Raw genomic sequence first — 17,180 nt, 5'->3', positions numbered from 1 at the left:
ATTACTGTTTGAGTTGTACGATGTTTTTTGCAAAGTCAGGAAGGTTGGTATTGTCGATTGGAGCGTTTTTTTGAGAAAGAAGTATTAATACCCGTTGTTTATTAATTTTGGCAATGGCATAGATCGTATAGTGCGCATCGCTATCGGATGTAAACTTAATAATTGTGCCTGGATATTCCCTGCCCAATATGAGAAACCGTTCCTTCCTTTTGGTAGCAGTATAGCCCATTATTTTCCCTAAATCTAAAAAGTAATGCACAGGGAGCCTGCGGGTAGTGCTGTTTGGATAGCGCCACTCAAGATCCCAATTGCTCCCCCGGACATTGTGGGGAGTTTTGGCAATACAGGTATCCGGAACCGCTATCTTTTGCGAACAAAACTCAACGGAGTCGATAATAAATCCTTCCTGCGCAAACAACGCCTGAAAAATGAAAAGAAAAATAACTGTTGTAAATGTCCGATGGTTAACAATTTTGAAAAGCATAATTAGGTATTGGCTCTTATATCTGCATCATTCTTTAAAGATAGAAAATAATAATGACAAAGAGCAATTGGGGCCGGGTCACACTTTGGGAACTGAAAAATATGGGGCTGCATTCCAAGTTAGTTGCCATTCGTGCATAATGGGATGCATCAATAAATTTATTATATTTATGAAAAGATCGCCGCCATAACCGGTATTAAATCGTTGATCGTGGGGCGAATGTGGTTGAGGAAGAAGAAACGAATATTGCCACAACGGTGGATAAAATAATTCAGTATGGAAATCATACAGCAGGACGATGGGCGAAAGGGTAGTTTTAAGGCGATGAGCGAAGGTGCGGTTGCCGGAGAAATGACCTATGTGTGGGCGGGTGATGCCAAGTTGATCATCGATCATACAGAAGTTGACCCCCGGTTTTCCGGTAAGGGTGTGGGAAAACAAATGCTCATGAAGCTGGTTGCTTTTGCAAGGGCCGGTCATGTAAAAGTGCTGCCGCTTTGCCCCTTTGCAAAATCGGTATTTGAAAAAGTAAAAGAGATCAGGGATGTTTTATCTTAATGCAGGGAATAAAGCTGGGGTTTGTATTTTGTAAATAAACGAATTGTTTATGGAATTGATTGAGGGTATCGATACGATGGTGATCCGCGTTGCGGACATAGAACGAGCAACGCGGTGGTATGAAGCTCAACTGGGTTTAAAAGCCATTTGGCAGGATGATGCGGCCCTGCTGGTAGTGCTGCAAACGGGAGCATTAGGCAGCCTTACGCTTTGGGAAACCGCGGAGGAAATAAAACCGGCGGCGGAAACGGCGGCATTCCCGATATTTAAAACAAGGAACGCGCCCGGGGCATACCAGGTATTAAAAGACAGAGGTGTGGTAGTAGGACCGCTTGTGGAAGAAGCGACGCTGCGTTATTTCCGTGTGTATGATCCTGATGGCAATATCCTTGAGTTTTGTGAAGTGCATTCATAAAAAACAAATCAAATTCCTTTACATTTGTTTAAAGGCTATTGTGTATCTCTAAAAATCTGTAGCAATCAATATGAGCAAACCGGGTAGTCGTGTAAGGCATTTTAATATTGTAAGAAAGTTTGTTCATTTTACAGTGGGCATTTTTACGTATCCCGGTATTGCGATGGCTAACAAATTGCGGATCCATGGTACAGAACATCTTAAAAACCTGCCGCCGAATAATGTTTTGTTCGTAAGCAATCACCAAACTTATTTTGTAGATGTAATCACCTTTTTTCATATTCTTTCTGCGCATAAATGGGGAAAGAAAGACAGGCTGGGAGTGCCCTATTATTTTTTGAATCCCTATACCCGGGTGAATTATGTGGCTGCGGAGCAAACGATGAAAAGCAGCTGGCTGAGCCGCTTGTTCCTGCTGGCCGGAGGACTTACCGTAAAACGTACCTGGAATGAAAGCAGTAATGAAAAACGTTCCGGGCTGGATCCGTCGGATACCCGGAAGATCCAGCGGGCCCTGGATAAAAACTGGGTGATCACTTTTCCGCAGGGCACCACAACACCCTATGCGCCGGCAAGAAAGGGCACCGCACTGATTATTAAGCACCATAAGCCGATTGTAATTCCGGTGGTCATTAATGGCTTTTCGCGTGCGTTTAATAAAACCGGCATCACTTTAAAAAGAAGGGGCACATTGCTTACCGTTACTTTTAAGCCCCCCATGAATATTGATTATGATGCGTCTGCCCAGGAAATTACCAACCAGCTCATGGATGCGATTGAGCAAAGCAAGCAGTATATGCCGGAGGTGTTGCAGCATTGAAATTTGAAGACTTGAAAATGTGAGAATGTGAAAATGTGAAAATGTGAAAATGGCTTGTACATGGAGTATGAAACGGTATCTAACCGGAGCATACGCTTTGCGTTTAGTTTTCATTGGTCAGTTTCAGTTTTCAGCCATTAGTTATCAGTTTTCAGTTGATTCGTCCGGGATCGGTGATGCCTGAAACATTAAACAGCATTTTGTAATCAGCTATTGGTCCATAGACTCCCTAATCAATATGTCCACCAAAGCAAGGGTAATAGTGAACAGCCGATAGTTCATAAAGCATGAAACGGATCCAACCTTAAACTTTAAACCTGGAACCTATAAAAGCTGTCTGCTCCGGTTCAGCCGCAGTCTTCGAACCATGCTGATCAGCGTACCAATTACTGTAATAATTACACCGCCCCAAAGCAGGTTGATATAAGGGAATTTATACGCTTTCAAGGTGACGTATTGCATAACGGCCGAGGACTCTTTTACCCCGATCTTGGCAACGCCGTTTTGTACATCATTGAGCTGCAAGATCAGGCTTTGTGCCATTACGGTATCCTGCGACTGGAACAGGACTTGTCCCTTGCCTTTGATCATCAGGAGGTCCGACTGGTAAGAAGGTCCGTTGATGGATTGTACTTTCAGCGAGGCGGTATAGCCGGTATCGGACCGGTCGAAGTTTTGAAGCGGAAGATTATCTTTTCCAACCATTTTTTCCAGGATAATAAACCCGCGACTGTAATAGATGGTATCGCCCACTTTTTTTGAGCTGACTGCAAACTGGGCGGTGTCTTTGTTCTTGCTGGGGTCCGGCAGGGCCGAAACATAGGTAAATACATCATGATCCCAGTAATGCCTGGCAGAAGGATTCGCCATCAGCCCTTCATTGTTCTTATAATTGATAAAGGCATTGGGGTAGAGGGTAAAACTGTCCTGCGGCGAACGGAAATGGATCTTAAAATAGGTAAGCGCCTTTTTGGGATGTGCGGAATCACCTTCATACGTAACCTTGTATTTTCCCATGGTCATGGGGATGCCTTTTACAAGCGTAAGGTTTTCTCCGGAGATCTCTTTACTTCCTTTGCCAAAATCAATGGCGATGCCGCTGGTGTTGTGCGACAGTACTTCTTTCTTACCCGATGAAAGTAAAATACCTACCAGCACAAGGCCAAAACCAACGTGTGCGATGGAACCGCCGCTGTTCCGGATATTGCCTTTCAGGCTGATGAAGAGGTAGAGGAGATTGGCGATAACCGCATATACGCCCGCCACCAGTGCGATCCATATATTGATCAGGAAGCCCAATCCTTCTTTGTCATAGTTGATCTTAATAACCACCAGGATAAACGTGGCCACCAGCGCACTGATAAAGGTGGGCAGTGCGATCTTCTTCAAAAAGATATTTCCCGGGGTGCTTTTGTACCGGAAATATTGTGCGATGGCGGTGAGCAGGCCAATGATAATGGCTACCAGCACCTGGATCTGGTTATAGGCAAATTCATTGTTTTCTCCCGGAGCGGTATTTAATTTGTATAGTTTATTAAACACCGGAAGCGATGTTTGAAAAATAATGATCAGCGCAGAGAGGAACAATACCAATGCTCCGATAAACATCCAGAACTCGCGGGAGCTGGCGCTTTCTTCCTTTTTTACGGCCGGCACCTGCTTATTCATTAATACAACAAAAGTGATGATACCGGAAAGGATCACATACAATGGATAACCGGGAATATGCTCTGCAAGGAAATAGGTGCTTATAGAAAGAGCGGCGGTCACCAGCGCAATAATGATCCGCTGGCGGCTGGTGGTGGCGGCTACAAAAGGCATCAGCCACACAAATACCAGCAGGAATAAAAACAACTGCCCATTCATGCCGATATCTGCAAAGGCATGTACGGAGGCTTCACCCAGTACGCCGCTTTTGGTAAGGAAGGTAGAGTAGAGCACAAAAAGAAACTCTAATCCAAAGAAGATAAAGGTAGCCCGCAGTGAGAAGCCGGTATGCTTAAATACCAGCAGGGTGTGTACGCCTGCCACCAGGATCAGCCAGGGTACCAGGGAAGCATTTTCTACCGGGTCCCAGGCCCAGTAGCCACCAAAGTTCAGCGATTCGTACGCCCATTTGGCACCCATCATAATACCCAACCCAAAAATGGCTACAGAAAACAAGGCCCAGGGTAGGGCTTTGTGTACCCATTCCTTTGTTTTACCGGTCCATAATCCCGCCATGGCATAGGCAAAGGGGAAAAGAGTAGAAGCAAATCCAAGGAACAGCACCGGGGGGTGGATGGTCATCCAGTAATTCTGAAGCAGGGGGTTGAGGTCATTGCCATCCTTGATCAGCGTCATATAATCCGGCCGTATGGGATTGGCAATATCAAAGCCGGCATGCATTACCGGCGCATTGTCCAGTACACCGGAATTTCTTAAAAGGATGAAGGGGTTTGATCCGATCTTAACGTCAAAAATATACACACCCAGGATCATGGTGGCAAGGAAGAACTGGGCAAAGCTCACGATCATCATTACCGGGGCTTCCCATTCTTTGTCTTTCCGGATCACGATCAGCCCCAATACACAATGCCAGATGGTCCAGAGCAGGGTACTGCCTTCCTGTCCCTCCCAAAAAGCACTCAGGATATACTTTAATTCAAGCGACCGGCTGCTGTGCTGCCAGGCATATTTGTATTCGAACAGGTGATGATAGAGGATATGCAGGAGGGCTGCAAAAATGATAAAGACTGCAGCTACTTCAAGGATGAATGCACCGCGCGCCAGTTTCAGCCAGGACTTCCGGTCTTCCGGGATGATCACTTTTGTGGCCTTGAAATAAGCAAAGCTGGCAACCAGGGATGCAACAAGGGATACGATAACAAAGAAATGTCCTACTTGTCCGGGCAGTAAATCCTCTCCGATATAATTCATTCGATTTTATTGTTTATCTGCCAAGGCAGAAGAAGGGGCATTATTGTATGTGGTTTTTGTATCTCCCTGGGGAACGTGTTTGGAGGGATCCTGGTCTTTATATTTACTGGGGCACTTGGTTTGTATACTCTGGCATTCAAACACATTGCCGGTATATTTCCCCTTCATAACGAGGCGCTCGCTCAGCTCAAAATTTTCGGGTTTGGGATTATGATAAACCACGTTTACTTTCTGGCCCAGACTGTCAACGGCTGTAAATGCCAGGAAATTGGGGTTTTTAACCGCATCGTATTCCAGGGGTTCGCTTTTATCCCATTTGGCCATTAAATGAACAAATTTACCCGGTTTGGCCTTGGCCGTTGCTACAGTGTCGTAGGTGGTTGTGGTCTTTAAAAAGCTTACCAGAACCGCAATGGCGGCCGCCACAAGTATCAGTAAGACGATATGAATTTTTTTCATTCCCGGGATTTAAAATTTTGGCAAAGGTACATCAAATACCCTCATATTTTACAGTAACATTACAATTGGGGAATTGTTGCAGCAACGTTAAAAATTATTGAATAGAAGCCGCTGAGGTACTGAAACACTGCGTGTTGGTAATGATTTCAGCGAGGGGAAATGGTGTAAAACGTCTTGCGGTTTATTTTTAACCGCCAGGTACCCAGGGAATCCGCAACGATCGCAACGGGATGATATCGGATATTTTGCACTATGGTGAAAGCCAACCCTAAAGCTTCTGTGTTTCAGTGCCTCTGTGGCCCTCCGGCGCGCCAGTGGTCAAATGACCATAAAAATGTTTTGGTGCACCTTGCGAAACTCCTGCGGCCTTTGCGGTTTATATTGAATATATCGCAACACCGATGGTAAAGCCCAATCCCAAAGCTTCTGTGTTTCTGCGTCTCTGTGGCAATCCTGCACATCATGCCCATAAAATGACTAATTTTGTAGAATGGAAAATAGCATAGTAGAAGCAGCGCCGGTCATACTTACGGAGGGTGCTGTAAAAGAAATAAAAAGATTGATGAGCGATCCGGGCTTTGAGGCCGGCCAGTACCTGCGCCTGGGCGTAAAGGGGGGCGGCTGTTCCGGGTTGAGCTATATGCTGGGTTTTGATCAAAAAGAGGCAAACGACCGCGAATTTGAGGTAGAAGGTATTTCCTGTATTATTAATAAAGCCCATGAAATATACCTGGCAGGCATGGAGGTAGACTGGTCGGAGGGGTTGAACAACCGTGGATTTACATTTTCGAATCCGAATGCTTCCAGCACCTGCGGTTGCGGAACCAGTTTTGCCGTTTAAATGGATTACATGCCCCCGATACATTATGATGCCTGCCCCGGATGCGGAGCCACGCAGATCCGGCCTGTTTTTTTGGTAAAGGATTATACGGTTAGTGGAGAAGCATTCCCGGTTGAGGAATGTACTTCCTGTTCGCTCCGTTTTACCCAGGATGTTCCGGATCAGTTATCGATAGGTCCTTATTATAAATCTGAAGATTATATTTCCCACTCCAATACCCGCAAAGGATTGGTGAGCCGGCTGTACCAGATGGTACGTACACGCACGATGCAGCAAAAGGCAGGCCTTGTGGAACGGTATGCACAAAAACGCAAAGGCCGCTTGCTGGACCTAGGCTGTGGCACCGGTACCTTTTTGGATACGATGAAAAAAAGAGGCTGGGAAGTGGCTGGTTTGGAACCGGATGCGGATGCACGCAATATGGCCAAGCAGCTTTATAACCTGGATATTGCACCGTCTCACGAATTATACCAGCTGGGCGAAGCTCAATTTGATGCCATTACCCTCTGGCATGTGCTGGAGCATGTGCATGAACTGCACGAATACCTCGATCAGCTAAAGAAGATACTGAAACCGGATGGTGTGTTACTGATCGCTGTTCCCAATTATACGAGCCGCGACGCAGATATTTATGAGCAGTACTGGGCGGCCTATGATGTGCCCCGGCACCTGTATCATTTTTCGCCAAAGGCGATGAACGTGCTTACGGAACGGCACGGACTTCATATCAAAAAATTATTGCCCATGTGGTTCGATAGTTTTTATGTAAGCCTGCTGAGCAGTAAATATAAATATGGTAAAACCCAGTATATGGGTGCCGGATTGCATGGAATATCTTCCAATATCAATGCCACGCGTAATACAAAGGAATGCAGTTCGGTGATTTATGTGATCCGGAAAGAAGGGTAGGTCGCGAAGGCACAAAGAAGCACAAGGTAGCTGGTTCAAGGTGTGATACTACATTGTCGTCGAGGTCTCCCTATCACCCGAATATAGAGGAAGGCACATCCATATATAAACCGCCCGGCCTTTACAACCTTGCGCGAAAGGGCAATGTTCATTCAATACCATATCCTTAAGCAATGTTTATGGTTGCCGCAGATACGCTGATTGCGCCTGCGGCGCTTTTCTGCGACATTGTTGCTGTTAAAGCCGGTACCCAATCTGCGCATCTGCGGCTTTAAGGAAACGACATTGAATGTTAATTCCCCAATTGCACCTCGTACAGCTCCGGCCACTTTTTACCGGTGATATAGATCTTTTTGGTATCGGCGTCATATGCAATACCATTCGGTACGTCATTTAACGAATCGGTAAGCGGAGCAATTTTCCGGATCTTTTCCCAGGCGGGAGTGAGGTCGATCTTTCCTGCAACCCGCCCGCTTACCGGATCAATGCTAAAAATATAGGGCTGCTCCCACTGATTGGCATACACCATGCCATCGATAAATTCCAGTTCGTTGATAGAGTTGATAAGGTCTCCGTTCAGGGATACGGGCAGGGTTCTTAGCAGCCGGAAGGTCTGCGGTTCATAAAAGTAGAGGTTACTGGTGCCATCACTTACTATGAGTTCCGTTCCATTATTGGTAAGTCCCCAGCCTTCTGTAGGAACCGGGAATTCCCTGAGCTTCTTAAAATGCAGATCATAAACGAAAACGGTATGTTCTTTCCAGGTTAACTGGTAAATGGTATCGTTAAGGATGGTGATGCCTTCCCCAAAATATTTTTTACCAAGCTCCAGCGATCGCAGGATCTTCCCGGTATTGATATCCGTTTCCAACAGCCTGGAAAGTTTGCTGCTGACAACGTTCGTTTCATTTCCACCGGTGCCTTCGTACATCCGCCCCTTATAAACGACAAGCCCCTGGGTATAGGAGCTAGTGTCGTGCGGGTATGTATGAACGATTGAAAAATCGATATTCTTTACGCTATCCGGGCCTGGGGAGCCGGAAGAAGCATCACTGTTTTCTTTAGGGATATTCGTACAGGACCCCAATATTAAAATAACAATTGCTGTTGCCAGCGCAGGGCGGCCGTTTTTTATCATTCGCTAATGTCGTTTGAAAAAGATGTATGTTTTTTAACGGTTAGTTTCCCAGCTGCACCTCGTATAGCTCCGGCCATTTTTTACCGGTGATATAGATCTTTTTGGTATCATGATCATAGGCGATGCCGTTGGGCACGTTCTCCTCATTTTTAGGATCCCTGCTTTTCAGCCGGTCCCAGATCGGGCCCAGGTCGATCTTTCCTACCGCCAGGCCGTTTGCCGGATCAATTTTGAAAATATAAGGGCGGTTCCACTGATTGGCATAAACAAATCCGTCTATAAATTCCAGCTCATTGATCGAATCCAGGAAGTCGCCGTTTACAGTTACGGACTGGGTGCGCAATAACCGGAAAGTGGAGGGATCGTAATAATACAGGTTGCTGGAGCCATCGCTCACAATTAGTTCCTTACCGTCTGTTGTAATGCCCCATCCTTCGGTATTGATCGGAAATTCCTTTACTTTTTTAAAGTCGGGAAGCGTATAAACGAATACTACTTTTTCTCTCCAGGTAAGCTGGTACACGGTATCGTTAAGGATGGTGATGCCTTCGCCAAAGTATTTTTTATCCAGGGCAAGGGTTTTTTCTGCCTTTCCGGTCTGAAGGTTTACTTTCAGCAGTTCGGAGGCCCTTCCTTCGGGTGCATACTCCGATCCGCCTGTTCCTTCATAGAGCTGTCCTTTATAAATGATCAGCCCCTGGGTAAATGAACCCGTATCATGCGGGTAGGTATTGATCACAGAGATGCCGATGTTTTTTACATTACTGGCGGGGGGTACCTCCGGCGTAGGTGCGGGTGTTTTATCATCCCCGTTACAGGATAGAAGCAATGCCATAAAAATAACCGGTACCGAAAAAAGAGATCTTTTTATCATAATGAATGCATTTACGGCCTCGCCAGGAGGCGGATGCAAAAATAAAGAAACTTATAAAGAATGCAGGAGCCGCTTATAAAGATCTGTTTCAGTTTAACGTTTAATGTTCAACATTAGATCCGTATTATACTCAATGCCAGATGTCAGATCATTGATCCCGGACGAATCAACTGATAACTGATAACTGATGGCTGATGGCTGAAATCTGAACCCGTTTCACGTTGGTTCTCGTTTGATGGCTGATGATCTGTCGGCTGTTCACTATTGCCCTTGCTTTGGGGGACATATAGACTGGGGGGACCCCGGAATACTCAATGTTAACCGAAAGATCATTGATCCCGGACGAATCAACTGAAAACTGATAACTGAAAACTGATGGCTGAAAACTGATGGTTAAGCCAGCTTAAAAATAAGCAGCTTTATTTTCGAACTATTGCCTGGTTATATGAATTATACGTGAATAATATTCTGTTTTTTGATTTTATTCAGAATATTGTTAAATTTGAAGCATGCGTGTAAAAGAAATAAACCTGGACGAAACGGACCTGGCCATCCTGCGGCTGCTGCAGGAGGATGCGCGGATCACCAATGTGGCCCTGGCTGCGCAACTGAAAATGGCTCCTTCGGCTACACTGGAACGGGTTCGCAAACTGGAAGAAAAAGGAATGATCAAAGGGTACAGTGCTATTGTAGATCCGCTATGGATCGACAAAGACCTGCTGGTTTTTATTTTTATTAAAACGAAGGACAGTTTTGCTGATGATAAATCGGCCCGGCTGCTGGCATCCATCCCGCAGGTAATGGAAGTACATCATATTGCGGGTGATGACTGTTACCTGATAAAGGCCAGGGTTTCGGGGCCAACAGAACTCATGGAACTAAAGCGGTCGCGCTTCAGCAAAATAGCCAATATTATCTCCATGCGTACGACCATTGTGCTGGAAACGGTAAAAGAATCTTCTCACATTTCAATCGACTGATTTATGACTCAGAAAAAAGCACCCTCCGTTTTACTGGTGGTGCTGGCATTTGCAGCAGTATATATTATTTGGGGCTCTACCTATTTCTTTATCGAGCGCGCTGTAAAGTTTATTCCGCCGATGTTGCTGGGAGGGCTCCGGTTTGTTACGGCCGGTATCATTATGCTGGCTTGGGTAGGCCTGAAGGGAGAAAAGGTTTGGAACCGCTCTGCCATCCTGCATTCTGTTATCAGCGGCATCTTAATGCTTTTTGTAGGTAACGGGGCCGTCATATGGGCCGAACAATACCTGCACAGTTCCTTTGTGGCCATTTTCCTGGCATCTGCCCCGATCTGGTTCCTGGTATTTGATAAGCCCAACTGGGCCGATAATTTTACCAACCGGTATACGCTGCTGGGAGTATCGATCGGGCTGCTGGGCGTTATTGCCCTTTTTTATGAAAAGATAGCAGGGGATGACAGCAGCCAGGGATGGGTTCCCCTGCTGGCCATTTTTATCGGGAATATCGGGTGGGTATCGGGCTCACTGTATTCAAAATATAAAGTAAAGGAGGTATCGCCCTCCGTGAACTCTGCCTGGCAGATCTTCTCTGCCGGTATCGTGTTCTTTATCATTGGCTTTGGCAATGGAAGCATTGCCACGGTGAACTGGTCGGCCATTCCTGCAGAAGGATGGGGAGCGTTGCTGTACCTGATTTTCTTCGGATCCATCATTGGCTACAGTGCCTATGTATTTCTGCTAAGTGTACGCAGTGCGGCCCAGGTAAGCAGTTATGCCTATGTAAACCCGCTGGTGGCGGTACTGTTGGGCGTGCTGATCAATGGCGACCACCTTACAACGCTGCAGCTTGCGGGCCTGATTATTATTCTTGGCAGTGTGTTTTTTACCAATCTTGCTAAAAAGGAGCGGGAGAAAAAAGCTGCCAGGTTGCAGACGGGTGACGCCATAAAACCGGAACAGATGGCAGAAGGTATGCTTTGTGAAGAAGGCGCTACCGGCGATTATCCAGGAAACGGCGACCGCCGCTAACAGGCGTTTAACCCTGCTGTACGGCCTCGATCAGGGCGGTCCATTGTTCAATAACGCGTTCGGGTGCATAGCCTTGCATGGATCGATGGGCATTGGCACCCATCTGCTGCCGGAGCTCCGGCTGGGTAATCAGCGTTTCAAGCAGTTGCTGCATCTCTGCAGGATCATTCGCCAGGAAACCATTTTCTCCATGCTGTATCAATTCGTTAACGCCCGAACAGCTACGGAAGCCAATGCAGGGTAAACCGGCGGCCATCGCTTCCGTTAACGCCAGGGGAAACCCTTCAAATTTACTGGGAAAAATAAAAATATCTGCCTGTTTTAATGCTTCCAGGGGAGCCGGCGTAAATCCCATAAAAAAAATACGGTTTTGCAACCCCTTTTTTTCAGCCAGGTTTTTCAATACGGCTTCGTCGGGACCTGTTCCCCAGAAGGAAAGATCCCACCGGGGAAATTTATATGCGATCCCGGAGAAAATTTCTATTGCCAGATCCTGTTGTTTGCAACTGGTGACAAGCGAGGCGATATTGACGATTGTATACCGTTCTTTTTTTGTTAAAAGGTTGGCACGATTTGCCGCTGTTACCTGCGGAACGGGATTGGGTATTGTAAAACATTTTCCGGTGAAGGTTTCAGGAATAAACGACCGGTAGCTATCGAACAATATTTGAATGGCCGTAAGGTTGCCATATGCAGCAGTCAGACAATGCATGTCGATTGGGCTGCGGTACCAGAGCCGGTCAGTGTAGTCGTAATCGGGCCGGCCATTGGTAGAGTTAACGATGGGGATTGTGTAATTATTTTTATAGGTGATTTCCAAAACAGTGCTTAAAGACATGGTGATGATCAGATCCGGAGCTGTTGCATCTATAAATTGTTTCCAGGCCCTGGCTCGTTGTTCAAGATTAAAGAGGTATAGTCCGTCATTTCCTTTTAGCCGCTTATAGAGCAGGCGATTCAAAAGCTTGTCTCTTTTTTTGCGGATCTTATACGCAAACCAGCGCAGGGGATGCTTTCCCGGGTAGTTAAATAGTTGCCGGAGATGCTTCTGAATGATTTCCGGCGAGTAAATATTGGTGACTTTCACGTTGGAATGGCGTACATAAACCGCTTTCCCGGTAATATTTTCACAGGTGGCAATCTCCACTTCATGTCCGGCGCCTGCAAAGTGATCGGCTAAAAAGGAACAAACCTTTTCAGTTCCGCCCTGCCCGTTAATAAACCCATGATGTTGTATGAGCAGGATTTTCATGGTCTAATATTTTTCGGCAATTGCCTTTCTTGTATTCCTTCTTAGCTGCGTAAACGGAATAAACCGGGTCAGGAACAGGTAGAACTTCCGGCGCCTTTTTTTTTGAAGGCAGTAAAAGCGGTAAAAAGCATCGAAACGAGCGGGATTTTGTGTACGGATAAAATACCGGAAAGGCTTGCTCAGTTGTTGCTTTTCCGATCTGGTAAGTGCGGGTAGTACCATCCGTTTCATGAACGTTATAATCAGCTCATGAAGATAAATTTTTTGTTCCGTATTTAAGGGCATACCCAGGTAACGTAATTCAAATGGCTCACGCTGCATAAAAAACGCCAGATGCAGGGTGTGCGAAGGAAGCCGCCGGTGCCGGGTATAAAAGTCTTCCAAAATTTGCAGCCATTGGGGAATCTGCCGGAGCACATTCCAGCAGTTATCATTGATCCGGATATGGTTTTGCTGGGCATGTTGCCGGTAGTGATAAAAACCATCAGGGTTCAACCCGATCTTTGTTGTAAACGCCAGCAGTTGATGCGAAAATAAACCATCCTCGCAGGGCTGAATATGGGCCGGGAACCGGATCTCCGGGTGCTGCTTTAAAAAATCCATCCGGATCAGTTGTGCGCAGGTAGGCAGCGGTGTAAAAAAAGGCTCCCGCTTGCAGAAGAATGCTCCTATAACGGTGATATCGCTCGCTTCCTTTTGAGCAATTCGAACAGAAGTTTCAATGAATTCCGGATCCAGCGTATCATCCGAGTCCATAAAGAATACGTAGGATCCTGTAGCATGTTTTAACCCGTTGTTCCGGGCGATGGAAACACCACAGTTTTCCTGGCTGATAAATTGTACCCGGGGATCTATTTGCAAATAGGTTTGGCAAATGGAAGCCGAACCATCCGTGCTTCCGTCATTTACCAGGATGAGCTCCAGGTTTTTAAAGCGCTGGTTCAGTACACTTTGAATGGCCTCACCTAAAAAAGCTTCCACATTGTACACCGGCATAATAACGGATACGATTATTTTTTCCGGTTGGGTTGTCATCAGAAATAAATTGTTTCGATTTTTGAGCCAGCGCTGGTAACTTAACTGCAGCAAATAAAACCGGTAGTATCCCCTCTATTTTAATGTACTGTTCAGTTCCGCTTTTTGGAGGGAAAACTCCCGGTATTTGAACTGCCCGGTTTTATAGCCAATGATGGCGCCAAACTCAATGGTTTTGTCATCGCTCTTCATCGGGAACACGGCCGACCGGTAAACATTCTGTGTCACCATCGCTTGTGGCAATACTGTAAAGTTAACACCATCTTTGGAATAGGCGAGGAACAACGCATCCGCCGTATATTTTTCAACGTCGCCCGTTGCCAGGCAAAGAAAATAAAAGCCGTCAACATAGGTGGCCTGCAAATGCCAGGGTGAATATTTGGGATTGATATCTTTCCAGGGGCTGTTTATAAAATTGACAATCTTGCTCTTTTTAAAGAGACTGAAGTTCAGCCCGTCGGTTGAGGTTCTTTGAATTACATAAGAGGGCTCTTTTCCATTAAAAACTTTACCACCGCGGTTCAGCTCAACTTCGTAGCTCAGAAAGGTATTCCCCGTCTTTATAAATGAAGGAGACACCAAATGATCATTTTTTGGAGTGTAGGGCTGATTGCTGGTGAAAGCCACTTCCAGCGGTGTCCAGTGCACACCATCTGTAGAAGTTTGCCGTACAATTGTACGTTGGGCACTTTGCTTTAGCTTTTCTTCATTGTTCTTACTCTTGGCTCCTCGTTTTTTTAAGGCCTGCGCGGTAATAAAACTGCCCCGGTAGTAGAGGTAAAAGGTATTATTGGTAAAGATCCAGTCCACATCCGACCAAAAACCTTGTTTGTGTCCTTTTTTATTCTCCAGAAAACTTTCCTCGATGGAGGGAGTACCGGCCAGCGGATTTTTAATGCCGGCAGGTTCTGTCCAGTCGATACCATCATTGGAAACCACAACTGTCGGATTTTCAAATCGTATCGGATGCGGCGTTTTACCTACGGAGCCGAAATACGGGGTAAAGACCATCCAGTACTTATAACCGTTAAAGCCCTGTGGAAAATATTGTACGTCAGGGTGACAATAACTGTCATTGGGCTTCGAAATATTCTTAATAAAAGAGGGGTCGGCCACTCCGTTATAGTTTCCATTAGCCTGGGTAGATATCTTAATATCCCCGATATCTGTAAGATAGTCCGGCAGCTCCGAATAATGATGATTCCCCATCGCCAGGGGAACCTCCTCCGCATATAAAACCTCTTCTGACTTGTTACAGCCCTGTGTTATTGATACTCCTGCGATCAATAACCAAAAAAAGCATTTTGGCATAAGCAATTAAATATCCCTCTGTGGTTAAGTATAAGCGAAGATACAGCCAAATTTGATTCTCAAAGATTCCGGCCATTTTTTTCTTAAAAAAAAAAGTTGATTTCAAATTTTAAATCAGAGAATAGTGATTATCTTCCGTTCGTTAAAACGATGTTGGAAATATGGAGTATGCAATTCGACAGAAAGCGGATCTGTGGTTGCAGGCAAGGATGACCAGGACAGAAAAGCTTCAGCAGGAAGATCCGAAGGGGCTGGCCGATGTGTTTTATCAGAACCAGGAACGGACGGCCCCGGGGAATAAGGGAACCGTAATAACAGCTGTGCGTTTTATAATGAAATGGAACTTACGGCATTACCTGCGGAGGCTATTATTTAAGAAGCGTACCTTTTAAAGAATCAGGCGTATTGATATTTTACCAATTGATGCTTTTTTTAAGTAGATCATTATAAAAAGCAGTTTAAACCGGAACTGCCGTATTGTGATACGGAGCGCTTGAAAGGGAATTAACTGGGCGTTATTATCCGGTTTTGCCGGGAATTGGGAGCTTGTAGTGGAGGATAAACCAAAATCGCTTTTCTCAGGAATATTTCGTGCTCGAAAATAAAGAGCTATAAACCAAAATATATAAAAGGGATTTAAGAATGAAGCAGGCCATAAAAGTCTTGTATTTTTTCCCTCATCCGATTGTAAACAGGAATCATGGCAATGTAACCCGAGCCATCCAGTTACTGGAGTATTTTATATCCCGGAACATGGATGTTGACTTTGTTACCGCAGAGCATGATGAAATTGAAGATGAACAGGGTTCGTTACAACAAATGTTTCCTGAAATAAACGCATTTTTTCTTGGAAGGAAAGGAGCGAAGGATAACTACTTTAAGTATTTTTTTAATGCCAAAATCCCTTCTATCATAGACAGGAAGCGGCAGGAAAAATATCACCGCTATATAGCGTCGGAAATATCCCATTTTGCAAAACAACAATTCAACAATCTGCTAAAGAAGAAAAAGTATGATGTCATCATCATTAGCTACGTTTACAGTGCTGCGTTAATAAGAGATAACCCTTATGTGGGCAATGCCAGGTTGGTGATCGATACGCACGATTTTATGACGGCTCAGTGTAAGCATAATAAAAAATTTCAACTGGGTGCTTCTTTTGAAGAAGAAATTAATATTATAAAGCAATTTCACGAATCCTGGTCCATCTCTTCCGATGAATTGTATGTTTTTTCTCAATTTGTACCAACGGTAAAGCATTGTTTTGTACCGGTAATGTTTAAGAATAATGTGGCGGATATTGATAAAGGGTCAGTTAATTTTGACTTGATCTATATATCCAGCATTAATCCGCATAACCAGGCTGCTGCAAAATGGTTTTTTAGCCACGTATATCCGTTACTTTCAAAAAGTATACGCATTTGTGTTATTGGCGGCATCACAAACTTTATCCCCCCGGATTTACCCAATGTAACCAGCATTCCCTTTGCAAAGGATTTAAAGGAGTATTATCATCAGAGTCGTATTGCAATATGCCCGATGTTGGAGGGAACCGGCATTAAAGTAAAAGTGGTAGAAGCCCTTTCATTTGGCTTACCGGTGGTTTGTACGCTACGGGGCCTGGATGGCTTGCCGCAGAAAAAAGACAATGGCTGTTTATTGGCCGGAACCGAAGCCGAATTTGCAAATGGGATCATCCGTTTAATCAGCGATGATCTTTTCTATGAAAAAAAACGGAAGGAGGGAATAGAAATGTTTGAAAAATATTTCCTTGAAAGTAGTATTTATGAAGAATTGGATACGATTTTCAACCAGCATACCCCGGCTCAATAATCTAAAATAACCCAAGTTGCTAGTTATAAAAGAATAAAAAGAGAAAGCATGTTATAATAATTTTGGATTACCACATCTAAAAAATTATAGCCATGCTTTCAGACCGTAAAATTATAGCTCTTTATTGTATTGTAGATGATATTTTAAAGTCATTGCAGCATACCGAGGATTTGCGAGTAAGAGTAAGCGATGCAGAAATTATCACCACGGCATTTGTATCAGCCTTGTATTTTGGAGGCCATCAGGACAACGCCCGCCATTTTATGAAGCTGAAAGGATATGTGCCTGATATGCTGGACAAATCCAGGTATTGCCGCAGATTG

At 45.0% G+C, this 17,180-nt stretch carries 17 protein-coding genes and 1 pseudogene; 10 read left to right on the top strand and 8 right to left on the bottom strand.

Going from position 1 to position 17,180, the window contains the following annotated elements:
• Position 1: 1 nt before the first annotated feature.
• The gene (locus Q1V85_RS21880) at positions 2–484 is read right to left on the bottom strand and encodes a hypothetical protein (RefSeq protein WP_300603244.1); all 483 of its coding nucleotides are present in this window, start codon (positions 482–484) and stop codon (positions 2–4) included.
• A 276-nt stretch (positions 485–760) separates the two neighbouring features.
• Between Q1V85_RS21880 and Q1V85_RS21875 the strand changes: the two genes are divergently transcribed.
• From Q1V85_RS21875 to Q1V85_RS21865, 3 genes are all read left to right on the top strand, one after another.
• Positions 761–1,042, top strand: coding sequence for a GNAT family N-acetyltransferase (locus Q1V85_RS21875; protein ID WP_300603243.1), 282 nt, complete (start codon positions 761–763; stop codon positions 1,040–1,042).
• A 49-nt stretch (positions 1,043–1,091) separates the two neighbouring features.
• A complete protein-coding gene (locus Q1V85_RS21870) occupies positions 1,092–1,457 on the top strand; it encodes a VOC family protein (RefSeq protein WP_300603242.1) in 366 nt (121 codons plus the stop codon).
• 70 nt (positions 1,458–1,527) lie between these two features.
• Positions 1,528–2,277: a lysophospholipid acyltransferase family protein gene (locus Q1V85_RS21865; RefSeq protein WP_300603241.1), complete on the top strand. Its 750-nt coding sequence runs from the start codon at positions 1,528–1,530 to the stop codon at positions 2,275–2,277.
• A 324-nt stretch (positions 2,278–2,601) separates the two neighbouring features.
• Here Q1V85_RS21865 and ccsA read toward each other — a convergent pair whose 3' ends face one another.
• A complete protein-coding gene (ccsA, locus tag Q1V85_RS21860; RefSeq protein ID WP_300603240.1) occupies positions 2,602–5,196 on the bottom strand; it encodes a cytochrome c biogenesis protein CcsA in 2,595 nt (864 codons plus the stop codon).
• Positions 5,197–5,202: 6 nt separating this feature from the next.
• A complete protein-coding gene (locus Q1V85_RS21855) occupies positions 5,203–5,655 on the bottom strand; it encodes a cytochrome c maturation protein CcmE (RefSeq protein ID WP_300603239.1) in 453 nt (150 codons plus the stop codon).
• A gap of 490 nt (positions 5,656–6,145) precedes the next feature.
• Here Q1V85_RS21855 and Q1V85_RS21850 point away from each other — a divergent pair, with 490 nt between their 5' ends.
• Together Q1V85_RS21850 and Q1V85_RS21845 are read left to right on the top strand one after the other, a co-directional pair.
• Complete coding sequence (locus Q1V85_RS21850; protein ID WP_300603238.1) at positions 6,146–6,496, top strand: iron-sulfur cluster assembly accessory protein; 351 nt, start codon at positions 6,146–6,148, stop codon at positions 6,494–6,496.
• 9 nt (positions 6,497–6,505) lie between these two features.
• Entirely contained in the window at positions 6,506–7,405 is a 900-nt protein-coding gene (locus Q1V85_RS21845) for a class I SAM-dependent methyltransferase (RefSeq protein WP_300603237.1), read from the top strand.
• Positions 7,406–7,697: 292 nt separating this feature from the next.
• On the opposite strand, the gene Q1V85_RS21840 is transcribed toward Q1V85_RS21845, so the two are convergent.
• Together Q1V85_RS21840 and Q1V85_RS21835 are read right to left on the bottom strand one after the other, a co-directional pair.
• The gene (locus Q1V85_RS21840) at positions 7,698–8,543 is read right to left on the bottom strand and encodes a glutaminyl-peptide cyclotransferase (RefSeq protein WP_300603236.1); all 846 of its coding nucleotides are present in this window, start codon (positions 8,541–8,543) and stop codon (positions 7,698–7,700) included.
• A 40-nt stretch (positions 8,544–8,583) separates the two neighbouring features.
• Positions 8,584–9,417, bottom strand: a complete 834-nt coding sequence (locus Q1V85_RS21835) for a glutaminyl-peptide cyclotransferase (RefSeq protein WP_300603235.1) — start codon at positions 9,415–9,417, stop codon at positions 8,584–8,586.
• Positions 9,418–9,926: 509 nt separating this feature from the next.
• On the opposite strand from Q1V85_RS21835, the gene Q1V85_RS21830 reads away from it, so the two are divergent.
• Both Q1V85_RS21830 and Q1V85_RS21825 read left to right on the top strand, forming a co-directional pair.
• Positions 9,927–10,397 carry an Lrp/AsnC family transcriptional regulator gene (locus Q1V85_RS21830; protein WP_300603233.1) on the top strand — a complete coding sequence of 157 codons (471 nt, stop codon included), beginning with the start codon at positions 9,927–9,929 and terminating at the stop codon, positions 10,395–10,397.
• 3 nt (positions 10,398–10,400) lie between these two features.
• On the top strand, positions 10,401–11,426 hold the full coding sequence (locus Q1V85_RS21825; RefSeq protein WP_300603230.1) for an EamA family transporter: 1,026 nt from the start codon (positions 10,401–10,403) through the stop codon (positions 11,424–11,426).
• A gap of 7 nt (positions 11,427–11,433) precedes the next feature.
• Here the strand turns inward: Q1V85_RS21825 and Q1V85_RS21820 are convergent, their stop codons facing one another.
• From Q1V85_RS21820 to Q1V85_RS21810, 3 genes are all read right to left on the bottom strand, one after another.
• Entirely contained in the window at positions 11,434–12,678 is a 1,245-nt protein-coding gene (locus Q1V85_RS21820) for a glycosyltransferase (protein ID WP_300603228.1), read from the bottom strand.
• A gap of 3 nt (positions 12,679–12,681) precedes the next feature.
• Complete coding sequence (locus Q1V85_RS21815; protein WP_300603224.1) at positions 12,682–13,713, bottom strand: glycosyltransferase family 2 protein; 1,032 nt, start codon at positions 13,711–13,713, stop codon at positions 12,682–12,684.
• A gap of 75 nt (positions 13,714–13,788) precedes the next feature.
• Complete coding sequence (locus tag Q1V85_RS21810) at positions 13,789–15,024, bottom strand: hypothetical protein (protein WP_300603221.1); 1,236 nt, start codon at positions 15,022–15,024, stop codon at positions 13,789–13,791.
• A gap of 161 nt (positions 15,025–15,185) precedes the next feature.
• Between Q1V85_RS21810 and Q1V85_RS21805 the strand changes: the two genes are divergently transcribed.
• The 3 genes and pseudogenes from Q1V85_RS21805 to Q1V85_RS21795 all read left to right on the top strand — a co-directional run.
• Complete coding sequence (locus Q1V85_RS21805; protein ID WP_300603219.1) at positions 15,186–15,416, top strand: hypothetical protein; 231 nt, start codon at positions 15,186–15,188, stop codon at positions 15,414–15,416.
• A 250-nt stretch (positions 15,417–15,666) separates the two neighbouring features.
• Complete coding sequence (locus Q1V85_RS21800) at positions 15,667–16,857, top strand: glycosyltransferase (RefSeq protein ID WP_300603217.1); 1,191 nt, start codon at positions 15,667–15,669, stop codon at positions 16,855–16,857.
• Between the two features lie 92 nt (positions 16,858–16,949).
• Positions 16,950–17,180 (top strand): annotated as a pseudogene (locus tag Q1V85_RS21795) (IS982 family transposase); the annotation flags it as partial.

Origin of the sequence: Niabella sp., from assembly GCF_030150205.1 — a bacterium.
Classification (GTDB): domain Bacteria; phylum Bacteroidota; class Bacteroidia; order Chitinophagales; family Chitinophagaceae; genus Niabella.
This window is presented reverse-complemented; position numbering and strand designations above follow the sequence as displayed.